The sequence below is a fragment of the Celeribacter baekdonensis genome (assembly GCF_900102315.1).
GTDB classification, from domain to species: Bacteria; Pseudomonadota; Alphaproteobacteria; order Rhodobacterales; family Rhodobacteraceae; genus Celeribacter; species Celeribacter baekdonensis.
Genome location: NZ_FNBL01000010.1, coordinates 24,997 through 47,691 on the forward strand (window position 1 = coordinate 24,997; position 22,695 = coordinate 47,691).

20 protein-coding genes are annotated in these 22,695 nt (G+C 58.3%); 10 read left to right on the forward strand and 10 right to left on the reverse strand.

Annotated features, from left to right (window positions below; all coding sequences use genetic code 11):
- Positions 1 to 46: 46 nt before the first annotated feature.
- The 3 genes from BLT54_RS15430 to BLT54_RS15440 all read left to right on the forward strand — a co-directional run bounded on the left by BLT54_RS15430 (position 47) and on the right by BLT54_RS15440 (position 3,268).
- Positions 47 to 667 carry an isochorismatase family protein gene (locus tag BLT54_RS15430; protein WP_074646197.1) on the forward strand — a complete coding sequence of 207 codons (621 nt, stop codon included), beginning with the start codon at positions 47 to 49 and terminating at the stop codon, positions 665 to 667.
- 122 nt (positions 668 to 789) lie between these two features.
- Positions 790 to 2,463, forward strand: coding sequence for a tannase/feruloyl esterase family alpha/beta hydrolase (locus tag BLT54_RS15435; RefSeq protein ID WP_176832900.1), 1,674 nt, complete (start codon positions 790 to 792; stop codon positions 2,461 to 2,463).
- 196 nt (positions 2,464 to 2,659) lie between these two features.
- A complete protein-coding gene (locus BLT54_RS15440; RefSeq protein ID WP_074646199.1) occupies positions 2,660 to 3,268 on the forward strand; it encodes a flavin reductase family protein in 609 nt (202 codons plus the stop codon).
- Positions 3,269 to 3,327: 59 nt separating this feature from the next.
- Here the strand turns inward: BLT54_RS15440 and BLT54_RS15445 are convergent, their stop codons facing one another.
- The 9 genes from BLT54_RS15445 to BLT54_RS15485 all read right to left on the reverse strand — a co-directional run bounded on the left by BLT54_RS15445 (position 3,328) and on the right by BLT54_RS15485 (position 12,670).
- On the reverse strand, positions 3,328 to 4,470 hold the full coding sequence (locus tag BLT54_RS15445; RefSeq protein WP_074646200.1) for an FAD-dependent monooxygenase: 1,143 nt from the start codon (positions 4,468 to 4,470) through the stop codon (positions 3,328 to 3,330).
- A 168-nt stretch (positions 4,471 to 4,638) separates the two neighbouring features.
- The gene (locus BLT54_RS15450) at positions 4,639 to 6,117 is read right to left on the reverse strand and encodes a hypothetical protein (RefSeq protein WP_083351852.1); all 1,479 of its coding nucleotides are present in this window, start codon (positions 6,115 to 6,117) and stop codon (positions 4,639 to 4,641) included.
- 74 nt (positions 6,118 to 6,191) lie between these two features.
- A complete protein-coding gene (locus tag BLT54_RS22010) occupies positions 6,192 to 6,644 on the reverse strand; it encodes an aldehyde dehydrogenase family protein (RefSeq protein ID WP_083351853.1) in 453 nt (150 codons plus the stop codon).
- Between the two features lie 36 nt (positions 6,645 to 6,680).
- Positions 6,681 to 7,382, reverse strand: a complete 702-nt coding sequence (locus BLT54_RS15460; RefSeq protein ID WP_414632321.1) for an ABC transporter ATP-binding protein — start codon at positions 7,380 to 7,382, stop codon at positions 6,681 to 6,683.
- Positions 7,383 to 7,384: 2 nt separating this feature from the next.
- Positions 7,385 to 8,128: an ABC transporter ATP-binding protein gene (locus tag BLT54_RS15465; protein WP_074646202.1), complete on the reverse strand. Its 744-nt coding sequence runs from the start codon at positions 8,126 to 8,128 to the stop codon at positions 7,385 to 7,387.
- Positions 8,116 to 9,153: a branched-chain amino acid ABC transporter permease gene (locus tag BLT54_RS15470; protein ID WP_083351854.1), complete on the reverse strand. Its 1,038-nt coding sequence runs from the start codon at positions 9,151 to 9,153 to the stop codon at positions 8,116 to 8,118. The genes BLT54_RS15465 and BLT54_RS15470 overlap by 13 nt, the downstream gene beginning before the upstream one ends.
- Complete coding sequence (locus BLT54_RS15475; protein ID WP_074646203.1) at positions 9,150 to 10,037, reverse strand: branched-chain amino acid ABC transporter permease; 888 nt, start codon at positions 10,035 to 10,037, stop codon at positions 9,150 to 9,152. The genes BLT54_RS15470 and BLT54_RS15475 overlap by 4 nt, the downstream gene beginning before the upstream one ends.
- Before the next feature lie 110 nt (positions 10,038 to 10,147).
- A complete protein-coding gene (locus tag BLT54_RS15480) occupies positions 10,148 to 11,440 on the reverse strand; it encodes an ABC transporter substrate-binding protein (protein WP_074646204.1) in 1,293 nt (430 codons plus the stop codon).
- A gap of 360 nt (positions 11,441 to 11,800) precedes the next feature.
- Entirely contained in the window at positions 11,801 to 12,670 is an 870-nt protein-coding gene (locus BLT54_RS15485; protein ID WP_083351855.1) for a LysR family transcriptional regulator, read from the reverse strand.
- 128 nt (positions 12,671 to 12,798) lie between these two features.
- Between BLT54_RS15485 and BLT54_RS15490 the strand changes: the two genes are divergently transcribed.
- From BLT54_RS15490 to BLT54_RS15505, 4 genes are all read left to right on the forward strand, one after another.
- Positions 12,799 to 14,232, forward strand: coding sequence for a form I ribulose bisphosphate carboxylase large subunit (locus tag BLT54_RS15490; RefSeq protein ID WP_074646206.1), 1,434 nt, complete (start codon positions 12,799 to 12,801; stop codon positions 14,230 to 14,232).
- Between the two features lie 31 nt (positions 14,233 to 14,263).
- Positions 14,264 to 14,620 (forward strand): ribulose bisphosphate carboxylase small subunit, encoded by a 357-nt coding sequence (locus BLT54_RS15495; RefSeq protein WP_074646207.1) that lies wholly within the window; start codon positions 14,264 to 14,266, stop codon positions 14,618 to 14,620.
- 65 nt (positions 14,621 to 14,685) lie between these two features.
- Positions 14,686 to 15,489 carry a CbbQ/NirQ/NorQ/GpvN family protein gene (locus BLT54_RS15500; RefSeq protein WP_074646208.1) on the forward strand — a complete coding sequence of 268 codons (804 nt, stop codon included), beginning with the start codon at positions 14,686 to 14,688 and terminating at the stop codon, positions 15,487 to 15,489.
- A complete protein-coding gene (locus tag BLT54_RS15505) occupies positions 15,464 to 17,770 on the forward strand; it encodes a VWA domain-containing protein (RefSeq protein WP_074646209.1) in 2,307 nt (768 codons plus the stop codon). The genes BLT54_RS15500 and BLT54_RS15505 overlap by 26 nt, the downstream gene beginning before the upstream one ends.
- On the opposite strand, the gene BLT54_RS15510 is transcribed toward BLT54_RS15505, so the two are convergent.
- On the reverse strand, positions 17,760 to 18,695 hold the full coding sequence (locus BLT54_RS15510; RefSeq protein WP_074646210.1) for a LysR family transcriptional regulator: 936 nt from the start codon (positions 18,693 to 18,695) through the stop codon (positions 17,760 to 17,762). The genes BLT54_RS15505 and BLT54_RS15510 overlap by 11 nt on opposite strands.
- Positions 18,696 to 18,787: 92 nt before the next feature.
- Here BLT54_RS15510 and BLT54_RS15515 point away from each other — a divergent pair, with 92 nt between their 5' ends.
- Genes BLT54_RS15515 through tkt form a run of 3 tightly spaced genes read left to right on the forward strand, consistent with a single transcriptional unit; the run spans position 18,788 to position 22,678 of the window.
- Complete coding sequence (locus tag BLT54_RS15515) at positions 18,788 to 19,789, forward strand: class 1 fructose-bisphosphatase (protein ID WP_074646211.1); 1,002 nt, start codon at positions 18,788 to 18,790, stop codon at positions 19,787 to 19,789.
- Positions 19,790 to 19,811: 22 nt separating this feature from the next.
- Positions 19,812 to 20,690 carry a phosphoribulokinase gene (locus BLT54_RS15520; protein ID WP_074646212.1) on the forward strand — a complete coding sequence of 293 codons (879 nt, stop codon included), beginning with the start codon at positions 19,812 to 19,814 and terminating at the stop codon, positions 20,688 to 20,690.
- Positions 20,691 to 20,701: 11 nt separating this feature from the next.
- Positions 20,702 to 22,678, forward strand: coding sequence for a transketolase (gene tkt, locus BLT54_RS15525; protein WP_074646213.1), 1,977 nt, complete (start codon positions 20,702 to 20,704; stop codon positions 22,676 to 22,678).
- Positions 22,679 to 22,695 lie beyond the last annotated feature (17 nt).

Below are 22,695 nucleotides of genomic sequence, written 5' to 3' on the forward strand. Positions count from 1 at the left end.
ACCGCCCGAACCTCACAACACCCTTTCACACAAAGGACTGACGTCCATGTCGCAGCAAGACACCTATAAGGCCGCAGGCTTTGGCGCGTCGGTTCCGCGCGGGATACGCCCAGGCATCATCGTGGTGGATTTCTCCTACGGGTTCACGGATGTGCAATACCCGACGGCCTCGGATGCCACCGCCCAGATGGCCAAGACCAAAGAGATTTGCGATCTGGCGCGCACCAAGGGATATCCGGTGATTTTCACCACCATCGCCTATCACCCCGGCGAGTTGGACAAGCTCCCATGGTTGAAAAAGGCCACTGGCATGCGCGCACTGATCGAAGGCACACGGTTGGTGGAAATCGACGCCGCCACAGGCATTCAGCCCGAGGATGCGATTGTCACCAAGAAAGGCGCCTCATCGTTTTTCGGCTCAACGCTGAATGCGCTGTTGACCGGCGCGGGTGTGGACACGGTTGTGGTGACTGGAGCGACCACATCAGGTTGTGTGCGCGCGACTGTCGTCGATGCGGTGCAGGCGGGCTATAATGTGCTCGTGCCGCACGATTGCTGCGCGGATCGCGCCAAGGCACCGCATGAGGCCAACCTCTACGACATGGATCAGAAATACGCCGATGTCACCGACACGGCCGACATTCTAACTTGGCTGAACCACTTATAAATCGTCTCTCAGCCAGCCTGAAGACCGGGCACATCCCACAAGAAGGGTGGCCCCAATCGGACCCGAAACGGGCCATACCGCGCCATCTTGCGCGCTCCCTTCCCAACATGGAGATGAAAAACATGCACACTAAAGGTGTCCTTATCACAGGACTCATAACGGCGCAGTTATGCGCAGCAACAGGCGCATTTGCCTTTGAATGTTCGGTATCAGCCCTACAATCCTACGATATTGACGGGGTGACGGTCACCGAGGCAACTGCGACAGCCTCGGGAACCCCTGCCTGTCTGGTTGACGGTACGGTCGTTACCAGAGGCAATGACATCGGCGAAGGGCTTGCAAAATTTCAGATTCGCCTGCCGCAAAAATGGAATAACCGATTTTTGATGCTGGGCAACGGCGGCCTCGCGGGCACTGTCAAAGCTTCGGCCAACACGGTTGATGTGGCCTACGCCAATGACTCTGGCTATGTCACCGCCATGACCGATCTTGGCCATACTGTCGAAAGCGGTCTTGACGCAAGCTTTGCCCTGACCGAAGACGGCAGTCCGAATGCGCCTGCCATCGCCGATTACTACTACCGTGCCTCACATGTTGTGACCAACACGGCCAAAGCTTTTGCCCAAGCGGTTTATGGCGAGAGCCCCGGCTATTCCTATTTGAGCGGATGCTCGACAGGTGGTCGTATGGCACAAGTTGCCGCCTCCCGGTATCCCGACGACTTCGATGGGGTCATCTCTGGCGCGGCTTTCATGGATATCTCATCCATGCTGAAAATCCAGCATTTCCAGATCAATCAGCTTCTCACCGACGATGCCCAGATCCTCCCCAACACACTGCCCGCAATCCAGAACGCAGTCATGGCATCATGTGATGCGGTCGACGGGGTGACAGACGGTATGATCCAAAATCCGGCGGCGTGTTCCTTTGCGCCGGAAAGCCTGATTTGCGATGGCGCGGACAGTGACAATTGTCTGACGAAACCGCAGGCCGCAGCACTTCGCGCTTATTTCACAGCGCTTCATACCGACGATGGCCGTCTGGTCTATCCCGGCTATGCCCCGGTCCTCTTTGACGGCGGCTTCAGCCTGTTCCAAGGCGGAAGTGTTGCGGCTGACGACATCACGGCGGCGGAGCCTTGGGGCAATGACGGCAACCCGCCTGCGCCGATCGAATGGGCGTTTTCCGACCACATCATCCAGTATCTTGTGATGCAGGACCCCGATTACAATGTGCGCGATTTTGGCATTGATGCCGACGGCACCATCCCGTCCGATGCCCTCGCATATTTCATCAAGATGACACAGGATGGCAACGGTTCCGGCCTTGATGAGACAGAAGCCTTTTTCGATCAGGGCAAAAAGATGATCCTCTACCACGGTTGGGGCGATCATGCGCTCAGCCCGTTCCGCACCGTTCGGTTCGTGGATGATCTTGCCCGCCGCAAAGGCGGCTATGACGCACTCTCGCAAAGCGCGCGCCTCTTTATGGTGCCGGAAATGGGTCACTGTTCCGGCGGGACGGGCCCCGACAGCTTCAACACGCTGGCAGCCCTTGAGAACTGGGTGGAAAACGACGTGGCCCCTGCAACCATCGCCGCTGAAAAGCTGACTGAGGCCGGGGATGTCACCCGCTCGATGCCCCTGTGTCCCTATCCGGCACAGGCGCATTATTCGGGCGAAGGCGATGTGAACGACGCCTCAAATTGGAGCTGCCCCAGTGCGCCGGCCAAGGTGATTTTGGGAAGCGTCGGTATCTCAGCGGGCCTGCTGTCCGCCGGGGAACCGACCCAGTAAGCGATACAACTTTATACCCTGAAAAGACTTTGGTCGGGCTCTGCTCGACCAAAGCCCCTGACCGGAGTTGCTCCCGCCGCTCCACCGACCGAACGCGCAGGGGCCTGAGCCGACTAGGCTGTGCAGTTTCGCCCCTATCGCATAGGTGCCGAGCACGGGATAATTCCCTGAATATCTTCGACACAGGAGTAAAGTAATGTTCTACCTGACAAGAGATGGCTCCGGTCTGCCGCGTGATCCGTTTTCTGCCATTGTGTCCCCCCGCCCGATTGCATGGATATCCACACGCGGCAGCACGGGCGCAACCAACCTTGCACCCTATTCGTTTTTCAACGCCGTGGCCTATACGCCGCCGCAGGTGATTGTCTCATCCATTGGCGGCAAGCCGGATCGGGACAAGGGCAAGGACAGCTACAGTCATATTCTGGAAACGGGCGTATTTTGCATCAACATTGCCGGGCTTGCGGACCGCGACGCGTTGAATGCCTCCTCCGCGCCCTATGCGGCGGATCAAAGCGAATTTGAGGCGCTGGGATTGCCGATGGCGGAATGTGAGACCATAGATTGCCCAAGGCTCGCCCACGCCCCTGCGTCAATGGAGTGCCGCCTGACACGGGCGATTGATCTTGAGGGTGAGGGAAATCTGATGATCCTCGCGCGGGTCGAGGCCATCCATTTGCGCGACGATTGCCTGACCAAAGACGGCCGCTTTGACGTCTTGTCCTACGCCCCTCTGAGCAGGCTTGGCTATCAGGATTTCGCCGCGATTGAAACGGTGTTTCAAATGCGGCGGCCTAAGCTTTAATCCTCTGACTTAACTCACTGGCCCACATAAAAGCAGCCCCGTTTCCGGGGCCGCTTATGTCAGCTCAGTTCCGCCGTCATCGGATCATAGCCATAGACCCAGGCCGGGTCTTCGGGCTGTTTCAGCCATGTGTTGGCGTTGGAGATCCTTTGCACTTTGGTGGCGCGTTCGATGCGCGTGCTCTCGTAGGTTTTAAACGCGCTGGTGTAATCTGTCAGCCCCGTGATCGACAAAGCCCGGGTCAAAACGGCGGCATCTTCGATGGCCATACAGGCCCCTTGCGCCATATGCGGGCGCATCGGGTGGCAGGCATCGCCCAACATCACAAGACGGCCCTGGCTCCAAAGATTCATCGGATCTCGGTTCCAGAACGGCCATTTGGTGACCTCTTCCGTCGCGTCGATCAGCGCCTGCACCATCGGATGCGAGCCGCCAAAGATCGCTTCCATCTCTGCGCGCGAACTGTCAACAAAACTGGTGTCGTGATCCCATGTGTCGGCAGGCACGCCGGTGACATAATAATATTCGGACCCATCGCCCTTGGTAGCATAGGCCATGATGTGGCGCGAGGCTTCCCACCACCATTTCACACAGGGCTCAAAGTCGATCCCGGTCGATTTCAGCTTGTCCATATTGACCAGCGCGCGGTGGCCGATCCAACCGGAATAGCGCGGTTTTTCAACGCCCAAAAGCGTCTCGCGGATCATCGAATTGATGCCATCTGCGCCAACAACGATTTTGGCGGCGATCCGGTTGCCATTGGCAAAGGTCAAAAGCACATCCGTGTCACGCTCTTCGATCCCGGTCAGACGGTGGTCAAAATGGATTTTATCCTTGGGCAGAATGTTGATCTGTTCGGCGTGCAAATCACCTCGGTGGATGGTGATATAGGAGGCGCCGTATTCTTTGCGGCCATACTCGCCGAGCGGGATTTTGGACAGGTATTCGCCGGTGTTGCCATCACGCGAGAACCAGAAATCCGGATGCGATCCGATCTCAGACAGGCGCTGTTCAAGGCCGATTTCGCGGAAAATCTTCATCACGTTCGGGCCAACATGAATACCCGCGCCCAGACGGCTGAACTCGGGGGCCTGTTCAAACGTATGCACAGAAAAGCCTGCGTTCAACAAAAGTGCAGCGGCAGCGGCGCCCCCAAGACCTGCACCGATGACGGCAATGTCGATATGTTCGATCTCATCCATTTTTGGAATCCTTGTGCGATTTGTGGATGGTATTATTTGTTAGTATGCTAACAAATAAAAGCGGATCACGAAAGCATTTTCAAACGCGAAATGCAGAAATTTCACAGGCTTGCGCGAGAAACCCCAAAAATCCTCCGGCGGAAGACAGAGCATGACTTCTCCCCCCCCTCACAGACGCGGCGCGGCAAGCAGCCACAGCCCGAGCGAAGTATATCCGACCATCAAAAGCGCCAACGGCACCTGGCCCAAAACCGCATCGCGCGGGCGGCGATGAGTGTCCAAGGCGACGGCATGAGCCATGAACACGGCGACGATATGACCAAGCGTGATCACCCCGGTCTGAAACGCCCAGATCAGATGAATACCCGATTCGGTGTTGAACATGGATTGGCTCGGATGGCCGTGGGCGGTGCCGAAAATATCCCAGCCCTTGTGCAAAGGATCAGAGAGCACAATCCACAGATATTGCGCATCCATGATCAGGCGGGTGGCAAAATGCGACAGCATATAGGCCACATAGATCGGCACCAATGTATAGACACAGCGCCCGGCGAGCTCGGCAAAGGACACGGTGCTTTGGGCTATGCAACCGCCCAGCCAAATCGCACTGCAAAACACCAAAGCGACCAAGACAAAGGCCCCGACCAGTCCCAAAGAGTTGGGCCACATCACGCTAGAGCGGCCATGAAAATCAAGCGGGTTCACGCCCAAAAGCTGCAACCATTTAAACGTGGATGACACCCCATCGAACGTGCCGGAGGCCAGCATAAAAATGACAAAGGCGCTGGCACTCAATGAGAGCGGTGCGTCACGCAACACGCGCGCACCTGGGAACACCAAACGCAACTTACCGCCTTGAGTGCAGAAGGGCGAGAGGATCGCGAGCAGGGCAAAAAGCACATGCAAAGGCTCCGCGCGCCGTGTCCATTCCGCTGTGCCAAACAGGATCATGCCAAAGCCATTGAGCACCAAAAACCACAACACATGCACGAACAAGGCCTCTGGATCGGTGGCATAAAGCGAGATCAGATCAATCCAAACCAGATAGAACATCTGCACCAGGGCGACGCCAAATCCGATTTGTTTGGGCAGGGTCAAAATGGGCCGTTTGCCAAGCCCCAAAACCTGCAACAGGCCGGTCCATGGATTGAGCCAAGGCCAAAGAGTGCCAAACACGACCGTCGCCACAGACAGGACGATCCATCCCAAGGTCCACACCCCGAGGGTGATCGGATTGGTCAGCGGATCATCCGATCCCGCCAGTGCGGCATAGAGCAAAAACAGGGTAAAGCCGAGCGATAGGAGCGACAGCGGCGCAGTCGGGATGCGGCGTGGAGCGGTTGAGATCGCGCGGCCCTCTAAGGCAAACAGGCGATGAAACCGGGCGGCGGGGACGATTGCGAGGATCAGGAAACTGGCCAAAACCGCAAGACCCGCGCCGAAGATATAAATCTCCGTTGGCATCAACAGGATGAACCCACCCGCCGCCTCATGGGCCATGGCGGCGACAGGCATGGCCACGACAGGCATGGCGCAGAGAAACGCGGTCAAGACGGCGGTTATGGCGCGGGTCATGGCGCGTAAAAACCAGCGGTCAAACGACACGGGGGCTGTGTTCTGTGACCCACGAAGGTGCAAAAGGGTCATGGCTCTCATCCTATTGAAACAAAGGAAAGCCAGAGCGATCCGAGGGGAATCTAACGCCCTGACCTTAGGCCGGCTTAAAGCGCGGCGCAGACGGCTTTCACTTCGGTGAACGTGCGGATGGCTTCAGAGCCTTGCTCACGTCCCCAACCGGATTGTTTGTAATCGCCGAACGGCAAGGCCGGATCGTAAAAGTTGTGTTGGTTGATCCAAACGGAGCCCGCTTTGACCTTTTTCGCCAGCTTATGCGCGGTGGAAATGTCACGGGTCCAGATCGAGGCCGCGAGACCGAAATCGGTGTCGTGGGCTTTGGCAGCAACCTTATCGAGGGAGGCGTCGTCAAAGGCCTGACAGGCCAGAACCGCCCGCTTCAAGCAACAAGACCGAGACGCTTGGATCTCGGCCAGACGACGCGCGACCACGCTGCCGGCGGTGCCGCCGCCAAAGACGATAAAGTCATATGTAGAGCGGATCGGTTCCGACATAAGTTCGCGATCCGGGGACAGGTCGGCAGGGCTAAACTGGTTCATATTTTGCTCCCGTTTGGAGGACGGAGGGAGGACGGCCTAGCGACCGACCCCCACATAGTGGTGGAGAAGCTCCGGGTTGGCGCGCACCTCTTCGATATCGAATTCGGCTTTGATTTCGCCATGGTCCATAAAGGCGACGCGATTGGCGATGGAAAGAACGGCGTCGACACGCTGTTCTACCAAAAGCACGGCGACACCTTCGTCACGCAGCCTGATCACCGCATCGCGGATCCCGGCAATGGCAGAGGGCATCAGGCCTTCGGTCGGCTCATCAAGCATGATCACCGAGGGATTGATGCACATGGCGCGCGCCATGGCCAACATGGTCTGTTCGCCGCCCGACAAAGTGCCGGAGCGCTGAGTCATCCGCTCTTTGAGCACCGGGAAAAGTTCCAACGCATGATCGAGCGCGCTGACGTCGGTGTTGCGGGTCCACAGACCGATTTCGAGGTTTTCCCAAACCGTCAACTCGGTGAACAACCGCCGTCCCTGCGGCACATAGCCGATGCCCGCGCGGGGAATGTCCTTGGCTGGCACGCCGGTCAAATCCTTGCCGTCGAGCATCAGCGTACCCGCCGCCGGGCGCACCGTGCCCATGATGGTTTTCAGCGCTGTGGTTTTGCCCGCGCCATTGCGCCCCAAAAGGCAAAGCACCTCGCCACTTTTCAACTCAATCGAAAAATTGCGCAGCGCCTGACTGCGACCATAGAAGGCGTCAAAGCCTTTAACAGACATCATACTCATGCCGGTTCTCCCAAATAGGCGGCCTGCACGGCGACGTTTTCGACGATTTCATCCGGCGTGCCTTCGGCCAAAAGACGACCGCGTTCGAGCACGGTAATTCGGTCGGCCAACGCCAAAACCACGTCCATATTGTGTTCGATAATCAACACGGTGGCGGCTTCGTTGACCCGTTTCACCACCTCGATAAAGTTCTTGATTTCGGCATCCGAGAGGCCCTGTGTGGGTTCATCGAGGATCAATAACTTCGGTTCAAGACCAAGCCCCATCGCCACTTCCAGCAGACGCTGGTGACCATAGGCGAGGTTGCCCGCCGTGTCCCCGATCCGGTCGCCAAGCCCGACAGCCTGTGCGGCGAGGGCCGCCTCGGACTGAATTTGCGCTTCGCTCGCACCACCAAACAGCGACGGTTTAAGCCGGTTTTGAACCGCGATTTCGATGTTTTCCAACACGGTCAGACTGGGGTAGATGTTGGTGATCTGAAACGTATAGGCGATGCCGAGGCGCACGCGTTTGAACGCCGGAAGATTGGTGACATCTTTGCCGTCAAAGAACACCTGACCTGCAGAGGGGGGGATGCGCCCGGAGAGCAGGCTCACGAAAGTGGATTTGCCCGCCCCGTTCGGCCCGATGATGGCGCGGATTTCTCCGACGTTGAGGGTGAAATCCACCCCATCCACCGCTTTGAGCCCGTCGAAATGGCGCGCAAGACCTCGCGTTTCAAGAAGAGTTACTTCAGCCATGGGACCCACCTTTCACGAATGGTGCCAAGAATGCCTTTGGGGAACCACATGTTCACAACGATGAGGATGATCCCGATGATGATCAGATAGGCGGTGGTGATGCCGCTCAGACGGTCGATGAGCATGGTCATGATGCCGGTGCCCAAAAGCGGACCCAAAAGCGTGCCGGGACCACCGACGAGGGTGAACAAAAGCGCCTCGATCGAGTAGTGAAACCCCGCAAAGGCCGAGCCAATATAGCCAAACATCAGGGCGTAGAGTGCGCCAGCAAGGCCACAAACGGTGCCCGACAGGGTGAAGGCCGCAAGGCGCACGCGGTAGGTGTCAAAGCCCAACATCTGGGTGCGCGGTTCGTTTTCGCGCACGGCAGTGAACAGGCGGCCAAGTGGGCCTTGGGTGACGAAGAAAAAGAAAATCAGCACTACGGCAAAGATACCGAACGCCAGATTGAAACGCACCACATCCGAGGTCATGTCAAAATTGGCCCCGAGCAAGGAGAAGGAACGCGCGTCGGTCGGCAGGGTCAGGCCCTGATCGCCGCCAGTGATTTTCGAGAAATAGAGCGTCGCCAAATAGGCCGCCTGGGCGAACATCAAGGTGACGATCATAAAGGACACGCCCTCGGTGCGCAGCGCCAAAAGCCCGATGATGAAGGAGAACACCAAAGAGGTGGCAATCGCGATGACAAAGGACACGGGTAGGGATGTGCCGAAATAGTAGCTCGACAACCCGGCCGCATAGAGCCCAAAGCCAAAGAACATCGCATGTCCGAGGCTCAGGAGACCCGTGTAGCCCATCAACATATTATAACCCATGGCGAAGATCGACATGATCAAAATACGGGTCAAAGCGAGAACCAGATAGTCACTCAAGGCAAATTGCAACACAAAGAGCACGGACAGTGTGGCGAGAGACAGGGCAAATAACCTGCCATTGTGGATGATCATGAAGCGATCCTTCCCTTTCTCCGCCTCAGCCGCTTTCGCGGCCTTGACAGAGGAAATTTCTGTGGAGTGCAGGCTCATGCGCGCGCTCCTTTTCCGGAGAACAGGCCCTGCGGTTTGAACACCAGAACGATGGCAACGAGCAGTGTCGATACGATTTTGGCCAGTGTTGGCGAGAAGAACACAGAGAGCAAACCATCGGAGAGGCCGATGAGAACGGCGGCGGCAATGGTGCCCGGAATCGAGCCCAGACCACCGACGATGACGACCACAAAAGACAGAAGCAGCGGATCGGTGCCCATCAGGTAATGCGCCTGTTGGTTCGGAACCACGAGCACCCCCCCGATGGCGGCCAGCATGGCACCAATGGCGAAGACAGCGGAGTAGACCTTGTCCACGGGAATGCCAAAATTCTGTGCAGTTTCTTTGTCAAACTGGGTGGCCCGCATCAGCAAACCGACTTTGGAGCGGCGCAGCATGAACCACAGACCGGCGACAAGCGCCAAGGCGATCACAATGATAAAGAGCTTGTAACTCGAATACCCAAACCAAGGCGTGCGGATCGTGTAGTAGAACGGCGCATCGACGGCGCGCGCATCGGGACCAAAGGTCAAAAGCGCGAATTGTTGGATGATATAGAGCATCCCGATCGTCGAGACGATGGTGCCCTCGGGGTTGTAATTGATACGTTTGAGAACGGCCCAGTCGGCAAACCAGGCAAGCCCCCCAACGAACAGCGGCGCGACCACCAAGCCGATGACAAAGCCAACGGCAGGCGGGCCCGGGATATAGACCCCACAGGCCCAGGCGATCAGCGCACCGACCATGAAGAATTCGCCGTGCGCGACGTTCACAACGCGCATCACGCCAAACACCAGCGAAAGACCAAGCGCCGTCAGCATCAAAACGGAAGCCTGAACCAGCCCTTCCAATGTGGCGAGCAAGAGATATGGAGCGATGTCCATTGTGCGTACTCCAATCGGTTCGTTCCTGCCGATGAAAGCAAACCCGTCCGATTTTTTTGAAGTTTAAGGGGCGAAGGCCGTCATGAATCAGCCTTCGCAGAGAGATGAGATCAGAATGACATCTGCGTGTAGTCGGTCTCGTCCGGGTAGAGCGTTTCTTCGATCGTGGTGCGATACACCACGTCGAGTTTGCCATCCGTGACTTTGGAGATGTTCTGATGCCCGAAGGACTGGTGCGTTTTGCCGTTGAACAGCTTGTCACCCTGCGGGAACTCGTTCGATTCTTCGAAGCCGGTGATGGATTCCATCGCCTCCAAGAAGTCGATCTTTTGATCCGGGCCTTTGTAGTCGGCCTTTTCCATCGCCGCCTTCATCGCAAACAAGGTCTCCCAGACGGAGAACATATGCGCGTAGGTCGCGATGTCTTTCGGATCGTCAAGCGAGGCACCATTGGAATCCACGCCAACTTTTTCACGGAAGAACTTGTCAAACTCGGTTTGATTTGCCTGTGCATAGCGCGGCATGGCTTCCCAGAAGTAGGTGCCTTCGAGGTACTCAAGCTGTGGAATATTCATATCCACACCTTCGAGACTGTCGATAAAGCCGAAGATTTCCGGGCGGTTTTTACCAAGATGCTCGCCCAGTTCTTTCACAAAGGTCAGAACAGCCGGGCCCACCATCACGTGATAGATCGCTTCGGTGTTAAACGGAATTTTCGGCATGTAGCGGGTAAAGGAGGTCTCGGTCGGCGGAATCGCGATCGATGCCACAACTTCGCCACCCTGCGCTTCAATCGCGGCAGTCATGTTGTCGCGGTGATCATAGCCAAAGTTGAAATCCGGGTAGATCAGGGTGATTTTCTTGCCCAGATTGTTGGAAATCCACGGCGCCATCGAGACGACTTGGCTTTTCACATCGGTAATCGAGGGTTGAAAACAATAGCGGCTGAACGCGCCGGACGCGAGAGTGTGCGCCTCAGAGCAGAGGAAATACGGCATTTTCAATTCGCCCGCGCGCGGCGCTGTGGCGGCGACGACGTGGGAATAGAGGTGACCGAAAACAGCGTCGACTTTGTGTTCGGTCGCGAATTTCTCCATCACCTCCACGCCACGTTTCGGGTCGGTGCCATCATCCTCAACGATCATTTCGACCGGCATACCGTTGATGCCACCCTGTTCGTTGATCAATTGAAGGGCGGCGTTTGCTGTGCGTTCATACCAGCGCCCATAAGAGGCACCGATGCCGGTGCGGTGGAACGGGGCTCCGAGGCGAATAGCGTCGCCGGACTGTGCATGCGCGCGACCGATGAGGCCGGGCGCTGACAGCAATAGCCCAGCCCCGGCAGCACCGCGCAGCAGCGAACGGCGGGATAGGGAAGATTGGGAAACGATGTCCTTCTTCATAGTGCGCTCCTGTTGGATATGTACATCACTTGGCCAATTGAGACTGGCTGTGTTTTTGTTCGTATAACAACGATCTCTAAGCAAACTGATTCAGACAAGTAAAAATTACGGTTGCTTGTAAATAAATTATTCAGTCGACTAATAATTGGGCGAAAATGCCTCACATGTGGCTACTATTCACCCAAGCAACCAAACAATTTAAACCGGACTTAGCATTCACCGAACGCGATAACAGATCGCCAACCCTGATCCCCAACCTTGAGGGAGCCTGGGCTGCCGCGGGCCGAAGCCGGCATAAAATGTCCATGGAAGATATTGCCGTAAAAATATGACCGTATCCTACGGCCTATGTGACAGGGATCACGCGGCACCGCGTGCAAACAGCCTCTCGACAAAGGCCTCCGCCGCCAAAGAGAGCTTTTTTTCCTTCCGCCAGACCACGTGCCAATGGCGTATGATCGGGAAGGGTTCCACGGCCAGCTCCACCAAGTAGCCGTGCCGAAGCTCCAATGCTACAGTCCCACGGCTGAGGACCGCGAGGCCCAGACCCGCAATGACACCTTGTTTGACCGATTCATTCGCCCCGAGTTCCATGCGAACATTTGGCGCGGCACCCGCAGCCTCAAAGCTCCGCTCGGCCGCAAGCCGCGTACCCGAACCACTTTCGCGCATCAAAAACGGGTAGTTGGCCAGATCGCGCATTGTCAGCTCTGATCGCGCCGCCAGAGGATGATCCGGTGGCGCGATCACGACCAGGGGGTTTTCGGAGTACCGCTCAACCACCGCGTCCATGTCTTGTGGCGGAGTGCCCAGAATATAGAGATCGTCGGCGTTACTTGCGAAACGGGACAGCAGTTCCTCCCGATTTCCGACAGTCAAGGCGATCTCTATTCCGGGAAACTCGGTGTTATAGGCACCGATATGGGCAGGAATATCGTATTTGGCGGTCGACACGACGGCAAGGCGCAGCCGCCCTTTGGCCAAGCCCTGCAACTCGGCCAAAGCCATGTCCAGATTCTCGGTTTCCTCGATCAAACGCTGCGCGGATTTGAGGACGATCTCACCGGCTTGAGTGAGTGACAGAGACTTCCCCAGACGGTCGATAAGTTTCTGGCCAAGATGGTCTTCAAGCTGGCGGACCTGCGCGAATGTTGCGGGCTGGGTCAGGTTGAGGGCTTCAGCGGCGCGCGTATAAGACAGATGCGCCGCAACCTCCCGAAAAATCTGCATTTGTCTAAGCGAGTATCTCATGAATAGACGATTGCTTATTCTGAGGATAAAAACAATTCATTTTTTTATATTCATAGGATGTGGTTCCCTTCCTCAAAGCAATAGCCATCGGGAAGAGATCAAAAGACATGAACATGCAAGCAACCAAGAAAAAATATGACGCCGGGGTGAAGGACTACAGGTCCACGTACTGGGAACCGGAATATTCGGTCAAGGAAACCGATATCCTTGCTGTCTTCAAAGTCATCCCGCAAGACGGCGTCCCGCGCGAAGAAGCCGCGGCCGCCGTCGCCGCCGAAAGCTCGACGGGAACATGGACGACCGTCTGGACCGACCTCTTGACCGACCTCGACCACTACAAGGGGCGCGCCTACCGCATCGAGGACGTGCCGGGACAGGATGACGCGTTCTATGCTTTCATTGCCTATCCCGCCGACCTGTTCGAGGAAGGTTCGGTCGTCAACGTCTTCACATCGATCGTTGGCAACGTCTTTGGCTTCAAGGCCGTGCGCAGCTTGCGGCTCGAAGACGTGCGTTTCCCGATCTGGTTCGTGAAAACCTGTTTCGGCCCGCCGCATGGCATTCAGGTCGAGCGTGACAAGATGGACAAATATGGCCGTCCGCTGCTGGGCTGCACCATCAAACCAAAGCTGGGCCTGTCGGCCAAGAACTACGGCCGCGCGGTCTATGAAGTGCTGCGCGGTGGTCTGGATTTCTCCAAGGACGACGAAAACGTCAACTCACAGCCGTTCATGCGCTGGCGTGACCGCTTCCTGTTCTGTCAGGAAGCGATTGAAAAGGCCCAGGCCGAGACCGGTGAGCGCAAGGGGCACTATCTGAACGTCACCTCCGGCACGGTGGAAGAGATGTTCAAGCGCGCCGAGTTTGCCAAGGAGCTTGGCTCTCCGATCATCATGTCGGATTACCTGACCATGGGCTGGGCAGCGCACAACTCGCTCTCGAAATGGTGCCGTGACAATGGCATGTTGTTGCACGTCCACCGCGCCATGCACGCCGTGATGGATCGCAACCCGAACCACGGCATCAACTTCCGTGTGCTGGCCAAGCTTCTGCGCCTGCTGGGTGGCGATCACCTGCATTCGGGCACCGTTGTGGGCAAGCTGGAAGGCGACCGCAACGCAACCCTGGGCTGGATCAACCTGATGCGCGACAAATTCATCCCGGAAGACCGCTCTATGGGCGTGTTTTTCGATCAGGACTGGGGGGCCATGCCCGGGGTCTTCCCCGTGGCGTCGGGTGGCATCCACGTCTGGCATATGCCGGCGCTGGTTTCGATCTTTGGCAACGACTCGGTTCTACAGTTCGGCGGCGGCACGCTGGGCCACCCTTGGGGCAACGCCGCCGGTGCGGCCGCCAACCGCGTGGCGCTTGAGGCCTGTGTTCAGGCCCGCAACGAAGGCCGTGAGCTTGAGAAGGAAGGCAAGGAAATCCTGACCGCAGCCGCCAAACATTCACCCGAGCTGAAAGCCGCGATGGAGACCTGGAAAGAGATCAAGTTCGAGTTCGATACCGTCGACAAACTTGACGTTCAGCACCGCTGATCACTCGAACCCAGAGAAAAGGACCAAGACAATGAGCACCATTCAAGACTACCCGTCGCGTCTTTCCGATCCTGCAAGCCGCAAGATGGAGACATTTTCCTACCTGCCGGAAATGACCAAGGACCAGATCCGGGCACAGGTCCAATGGATCGTCGATAACGGCTGGAACCCGGCGATCGAACACACCGAACCGGAAAACGCCATGGACTACTACTGGTACATGTGGAAGCTGCCGATGTTTGGTGAAACCGATGTCGACGCAATCCTTGCCGAGATCGAAGAATGCCACACCGCCAATCCCAAACACCATGTCCGCCTTTTGGGCTATGACAATTTCACCCAAAGCCAGGGCGCGAACATGGTCGTTCACCGCGGCAAAATGGTTTGAAACAAGGCCCGGCCCGCGATCATGCGGGCCGGGCACAACAGTCGACGTGTCGCGAGGAGTCAGCCATGAAAGACGTACTTGAAGACTTTCGCGTGAGCGAAGCGCCTTACTGGCGTGAGACGGGGGACGAGATCACCCTGTTCACGGCGGCTTGGGACGCCCGCATCCCGGTGATGCTGAAGGGCCCGACAGGCTGCGGCAAAACCCGGTTTGTCGAATACATGGCCTGGAAACTGGGCCGCCCCTTGGTCACCGTGGCTTGCAACGAAGATATGACCGCCTCGGACCTGATCGGGCGCTATCTTCTGGATGCCAATGGCACGCGCTGGCAGGACGGGCCGCTGACCTTTGCCGCCCGTCATGGCGCGATCTGCTATCTGGATGAGGTGGTTGAGGCGCGGCAGGACACGACGGTTGCTATACATCCACTCACGGACGACCGCCGGGTTCTGCCTTTGGAAAAGAAGGGTGAATTGTTGAAGGCACACGACGATTTCCTGATCGTGATCAGCTACAATCCCGGCTATCAGTCGCTGATGAAGGACCTCAAACAATCCACCAAGCAACGCTTCGGCGCAATGGATTTCACCTGGCCCGGACCGGACGTCGAGGCCGAAATCGTGGCGCATGAAGCCGGAGTAGACGCTGACACAGCACAAAAGCTGGTCGAGATCGGCGCAAGGTCGCGCAACCTCAAAGGGCACGGTCTGGACGAAGGGGTGTCGACCCGGATGCTGATCCACGCGGGCCGCCTCATCAAAGGTGGAATCGCACCCAAGGCGGCCTGTTCCATGGCGCTGGTCCATTCGATCACCGATGACCCTGACATGCGGGATGCACTTGATGCTGCCGTCTCAACCTGGTTCTGAAACCCTCCCCGAAGGTCATGCGGATCTCGGGGACAGCCTTCCCGCGCCGGTCAAAAAAGCACTGTTCGCCGCCCTGCCCGATGCGCGACGCAAACTGTCGCCGAAAGCATTTGAGACATGGCTGCGCGGCGTGGCGGCACTGGCACGATTGGGCCGCGGGGACGATCCGGTCCTTGCCTGGATCGCGGCGGCTCCGGCCCTCGCGCATGATCTTGGCGAGGATGTTCTGACCGAACTGCTGCCGCTGATCCTCGGCTTTGCCTCGCGCACTTCGGGCACCGTCATTGCCCGACTGCTCGACACCGCACCCGTTGCCGCCCGCCGCCTTGGCGATGCGACGTTGTTCCTGCAATACCTGCGCTTTATCGAACATCTCTTGGCACGCGCTCCGCGCGCTGTCCGGCCCATGTTGGATCACCTGACGGAGCTTCTCGAAGTGCTCACTCTGGGCGGGCTGCGTCGTTGGGCGGATTGGGGCGTGGATGCCCACCGCACCGACTATAAGGAACTGCTGCGCTACTTCTCGCTGGACAGCGAGGAAACGCGCGCCGTCATCCAGCGCGAACGCAAGGGCACTCTTCTGGTCGACGTGCAGCGGCGGCTCATGATGTATCTGCGTGCGCTTTGGGGCCGGGATTTCATGATCACGCCCACCGCAGGCGATTTCGAGGATCGTACCGGACTGCGGCCCTATTACGAAAGCTTCAGCCTGCACCTGCCGGACGCGCTGGATGACTGGCACGGCCAACCGGCACTGGACCTGTTCCGCGCACAGTCCGCGCATTTGGCGGCTCATCTGGCCTGTCTGCGCAAACCGATACAGGGCGAAGGATTGAACGCGCTGCAATCCACCTGCATCGGATTGATCGAGGACGCCCGCGCCGAGGCCCTGGCCATCGCGCGTCTGCCCCGGCTGCGGGATCTGTGGGCGCGGTTCCACACCGAGACCGGCACTGGTATCGCGGGTGAATTCGACCGCATTGCGCGCGCGTTGCTTTTGACTGAGGCCCCCGCCGAAAGCGAACGGGCAGCGTGGGTTCAAAATGCGTTCGTGGCGCTCGACCTGACAGATATCGACGCCGCCCGCGATTTGGGGCTACAGCTTGCCGATCGTCTGCGTTCGACCCCCTATTCGGCCTATGCGGATCACCCGTCCTGCCCCTATCGCTGTGACAACCGGTTGCTATGGGCGTTCGAGGAGCTGGAATTTGACACGGGCTACATACCGCCGCCACAGCTGCGCAAATATGTCTCGGTGAGCGAGATGGTCAACGAAGTCGAGGTCGAAACCGCCGGCGAGGACGCGCAGGAAATCTGGGTGCAATCGGCGGAATTGTTCGACGACGATGGCCAGAGCGTCAACGAGAAAGAGGGCAAGGCACCCGTCGCGCCCCCTGTCCTTTATGACGAGTTTGACCACACCATCCAGATGTTGCGCCCCGCTTGGGCGACGGTACTGGAACGCCGTCCCAAACTGGGTGATCCTGCCGAGGCGGCGGCTGTCCTGAACAAACACCGGCCCGTGATGCAGCGGCTCAAGCACCGTTTGGACGCCATGCGCCCACAGGGTGTGCAACGTATCCGCAAGCTGGAGGATGGCGACGAAATCGACATCGCCGCCGCCATTGCCGCCGCCATTGATATTCGCATGGGACGCCAGCCGGACCCGCGCGTGATGATGCGGCAGGTGCGCAAGACCCGCGATACGGCGGTTATGGTGTTGCTGGACCTCTCGGAATCCACCAATGATCCGGTGGATGACGAAAGCACCGTCATGGATCTGACGAAATCGGCCTGTGTTCTACTGTCCGAGGCGATCAGCCGGGTTGGCGACGCCTTCGCCATTCACGGCTTTTGCTCGGACGGGCGCGCGCAGGTCTACTATGAACGCTTCAAGGATTTCGATCAGCCGTGGGACGCAATGGCAACGGCGCGCCTGATGGGGGCCGAGGGTCGGCTCTCGACACGGATGGGCACCGCGATCCGCCATGCGACCGCGCAAATGCGGAACGTGAAAGCGACCCGCAAGCTGATGCTGGTGCTGACCGACGGGGCCCCCTCCGACATCGACGTGCGCGATCCACAATATCTGCGTGCTGACACCCGCCGTGCGGTGGAAGAGGCGCAGCACGTCGGCGTCACACCGTTTTGCCTGACGCTTGATCCCGGCGCCGATACCTATGTCCGTCGCATATTTGGCCCGAACAGTGCCATGATCCTGGAGAGGGTGGAGCGACTGCCAGAACGACTGCCCCAGCTTTACGCGGCACTCACGCGCTGATCTGAGGCAGGAAGGTTCCGTTCAGGGATTCAATCTCCTTTGCACAGCGCCGCGCAGCCTTGGAGGGTTCGCTGCCCTCCTCGTTGCCGTACATCAGATACCAGTGACGCATGACCGGCAGGCCCTGTCCGCGCAACAGCTTCAGTCGCCCTTGGGCAAGCTCGTCATGGATCGTGTGCAGCGACAGAAATCCGACGCCCAAACCGGCAATCACGGCCTGTTTGATCGTTTCATTCGACGACATGACCACGCGTTTTGGCCTGTGACTTTCTGCCAGCCGATCAATGAACCGTTCCATCAGGATGCGTGTGCCCGAGCCGTCTTCGCGGCTTAGAAAGGTCTCGGCCAGCAAGGTGTTGGGATCAAAGCCGTCCTGCTCAGCCAATGGGTGATCGGGAGGCAGGACAATACCGTGCGGATGCGGTCCCAATGGGACCGCCCGGCTCATGGCGCTGCGCGGCGGACGGCCCATGATCGCCAGATCGTATTCGCCTCTTTCGATGGCGGCGATAACTTCGCTGCGATTGGCGACTCTCAGTTCGACATCAATATCAGGGACGGCATCTTGAAGCAGCCGCACCAGACGGGGCGCAAAATATTTGGCAGTGGACACCGTTCCGAGGACAACATTCCCGGCCATGCCTTGGGACAGAGCCTGCAACTGCCGCTCAGCATGCGACAAATTCGCCTCTATCCGGTGCGCCGCAATCAGTAGGGCCTCTCCGGCCCGAGTCAGGTAAAACCCGCTTCCATCGGTGGCCCGGCTCACCAGCTCCTGACCGGCGGCAACCTCCAAGTTCTTGATCTGACTGTGAATTGTGGGAGGTGTCTGATTCAGGAATCGTGCGGTTTGTGTCAGTGAACCGGTGCGCGCGACAGATATCAACGACCGCAATTGCTTTAACGTCATGGCGTCGGTGCGCATCTTCGATTTTTCCTAATCCAGATTACTATTTCTTAAATTCCATAAAAATTCGAAGTCATGCAAGTTATTTCCATTCTGGGAGGAATACCAAAATGGAAACGCTGAATCAGTTGCCAGACGGGCTCGACCCCAAACTTTGCGACCTACTGGATCGCTTGGCTTCGGTGTTCGTGGCCTTGTCGCATCGTATCGCGCGCGGCGGAATTGATGAGAATCTTGGCGGCGCCGCCGGCATGAACACCGATGGCGATGCGCAAAAAGCTCTGGACGTCATTGCCGACGAAGCTTTCATGAGTGCATTGGCGAACAGTCAGGTTCGACACTATGCCTCGGAAGAACAGGACAGCGTCGTTACCCTGAACGAAGGGGGTGCCTTTGCTTTGGCGATCGACCCGCTGGACGGGTCTTCCAACATCGACACGAATGTTTCCATCGGCACGATCTTTGGCATCTTCCCTGCCATGGACGACCCGAAAGCGTCATTTCTGCGCCCCGGACGGGACCTGCTGGCCTCTGGCTATGCAATATTCGGACCGCAATGCGCGCTGTTGCTGACGGTCGGCGACGGGGTTTTGAAGTTCGTCCTCGATCCGCAAACCGGGCGTTTCGTGTCCTTGGGCGTGATCGCATCCATCCCCCCGAACTCGGTCGAATATGCCATCAACTCATCGAACTATCGCCACTGGGATGTTCCGATCCGCGCCTATGTAGATGACCGCGTTGCGGGGTCCGAAGGGCCGACGAGGATCGACTTTAACATGCGGTGGATCGCCTCGCTTGTGGCGGAAACACATCGCATTCTCACCCGTGGCGGGATCTTCCTGTATCCCGGCGATTCGCGCCCCGGATACGAGCATGGACGCCTTCGCTATGTCTATGAATGCGCCCCCATCGCTTTCCTCATCGAACAGGCAGGCGGCAGCGCAACCGATGGTCAAGAAGCCATTCTCGACCGCGTTCCGAACGCTTTGCATGCTCGGACCCCCTTTGTCTTCGGTTCGAAGAACAAGGTTACACGCGTCGCAACCTACCACGACCTTCCTCATGAAGAGACCTCCGCACTCTTCGGAAAACGCGGCCTTTTCCGCGTCTGACAGTCAATTCTCAGGAGTCATCATGAGCAGCAAGTACCCCATCATCAGTGTGACCGGTTCTTCCGGGGCTGGCACGTCGACTGTGAAGAAAACATTCGATCAAATCTTTCGCCGTGAGAAAATCTCAGCCGTGTCCATCGAAGGCGATGCGTTTCACCGCTATAATCGCGCCGATATGCGCGCTGAGCTGGAGCGGCGCAAGGCCGAAGGCGACGAGACCTTTTCACATTTTTCCTATGTTGCGAACGAACTTGGTGAGCTGGAAAGGGTGTTTCGCGAGTATGGCAAGACGGGCAAGGGCCGCACGCGGACCTATGTTCATGATGCCGAAGAGGCCGAGAAAACCGGTGTGCCGCCGGGTGAATTCACCGCATGGGCACCGTTTCCCGATGAGTCTGACCTGTTGTTCTACGAAGGTCTGCACGGTTCGGTCGTCAATGACGAGGTCAATCTTGCCGCTCTGGCCGACCTCAAGATCGGCGTGGTGCCCGTGATCAATCTCGAATGGATTCAAAAGATACACCGAGACCGCGAATCGCGTGGCTATTCCACCGAGGCCGTGACCGACACCATCCTGCGCCGGATGCACGCCTATGTGCACTGCATCTGCCCGCAATTCACCGAAACGGATGTCAATTTCCAACGTGTCCCGATGGTCGATACCTCCAACCCGTTCATTGCGCGCTGGATTCCCACGCCGGACGAAAGCCTGATCGTGATCCGCTTCCGGAACCCGCGCGGCATCGATTTTCCCTATTTGACCTCAATGATCAACGGCTCGTGGATGAGCCGGGCCAATTCCATCGTGGTTCCGGGGAACAAACTCGATCTGGCGATGCAGCTTATCCTGACGCCGCTGATCGAGCGTCTGGTCACCACTGCACGCAAACAGCGCCGCTAAGGAAGAACACCATGAATGCTTATACCAAGACCGTTGATGAACGCCGGATGGCCAACGCCATCCGCGCACTGGCCATGGATGCGGTACAGGCCGCCAACTCCGGCCACCCCGGCATGCCGATGGGAATGGCGGATGTCGCCGCCGTTCTGTTCAACCGGTTCATGACCCTCGACCCGGCTGCACCGGATTGGGCCAATCGCGACCGGTTCGTATTGTCTGCCGGGCACGGGTCGATGTTGCTTTATGCCGTCAACCATCTGCTGGGCTATGACGACATGGACATGGATCAGATCCGCAACTTCCGTCAGTTGGGATACCGCACGGCGGGGCATCCGGAGTACGGCCATGCCAAAGGGATCGAAGTGACGACCGGCCCCCTTGGCCAGGGTCTGGCCACTTCAGTGGGCATGGCGCTTGCGGAACGGCTGGGCCACGCGCGCTTTGGCGATCTGATCGACCACTACACTTATGTCATTGCTGGTGATGGCTGTCTGATGGAAGGCGTAAGCCACGAAGCCATCGACTTGGCCGGGCATCTGAAATTGGGGCATCTGATCGTCCTTTGGGACGACAACAAGATCACCATCGACGGGGACACCAGTCTGTCGACCTCGACCGATCAACAAGCACGCTTTGCCGCCGCCGGCTGGCATGTCCTGTCGGTTGACGGCCATGACCCGGACAGTATCGCAAAGGCCATTGGAGATGCGCGCAAAGACCCGCGTCCATCAATGATTGCCTGCCGGACAGTCATCGGATTCGGGGCCCCGAACAAGCAGGGCGGTCACGACGTGCATGGCGCGCCGCTGGGCAACGACGAGATCGCCGCCGCGCGCAGGGAGTTGGCTTGGGATCATCCGGCCTTTGACATTCCCGCCGATGTGTATTCCGCGTGGCACAAGATCGCGGCCCGCGGCGCCGAAGCACGCAAGACATGGGAAGCATCGTTTGCGGCGTCGCCGGACCATGACGCATTGCAGCTACATCTCGATGCCGACATCGGCCCTCTCACCAAGGCAATGATGGATTACAAGGCCAAACTGGCGCAGGACCTGCCCAAAGTCGCCACCCGCAAGGCAAGCCAGATGGCGCTTGAGGTCGTCAACGCCGCCCTGCCTTTTACCATCGGCGGCTCGGCGGATCTGACAGGGTCGAACCTGACCCAGACCAAGGATATGACAGCGGTCAACGCGAGAGATTTCACCGGCCGTTACATCAACTACGGCATCCGCGAATTCGGCATGTCGGCCGCGATGAATGGCCTGTCCCTTTCGGGGCTGTTCAAGCCCTATGGCGGAACCTTCCTTGTGTTTGCCGATTACGCCCGCCCGGCGATCCGGCTGGCCGCCTTGATGGGCGTACCCACAACTTTTGTCATGACCCATGACAGCATCGGACTTGGCGAAGACGGCCCAACCCACCAGCCTGTCGAGACGCTGGCCAGCCTGCGCGCCATTCCTAACCTGACGGTTCTTCGCCCCTGCGATGCGATGGAAACGGCGGAAGCCTGGGAAGTCGCGATGGCGTCGACAAAGACACCGGTTCTGATGGCATTGTCACGGCAGGGCCTGCCCGCGATGCGCAAAACCGCGCTGCGCGAGAACCTGTTGGCCAGAGGCGCTTATGTCTTGCGCGAACCGCATGGCGGGCGTGACGTGACGTTGATCGCGACCGGGTCCGAGGTGGAAATCGCAATGAATGCCGCCGACGCCCTGGCTGAGGGTGGCATCAAGGCTGCCGTGGTGTCGGCCCCGTCCTTCGAACTGTTCGGCCAGCAACCCGACGCCTATCGCGCCGAAGTGCTGGGCAATGTCCCGCGCGTCGGTATCGAGGCCGCCATCCGCATGAGCTGGGATGCCGTATTGCGCGCCGAGGACGGCTTTGTCGGCATGACAGGCTTTGGTGCCTCAGCCCCGGCAGAGGCCCTCTATAAGCATTTCGGCATCACCGCCGGAGCGGTTGTCGATGCCGCCAAGGCGCGCCTCTGACCCTAGAAAACCAAGAA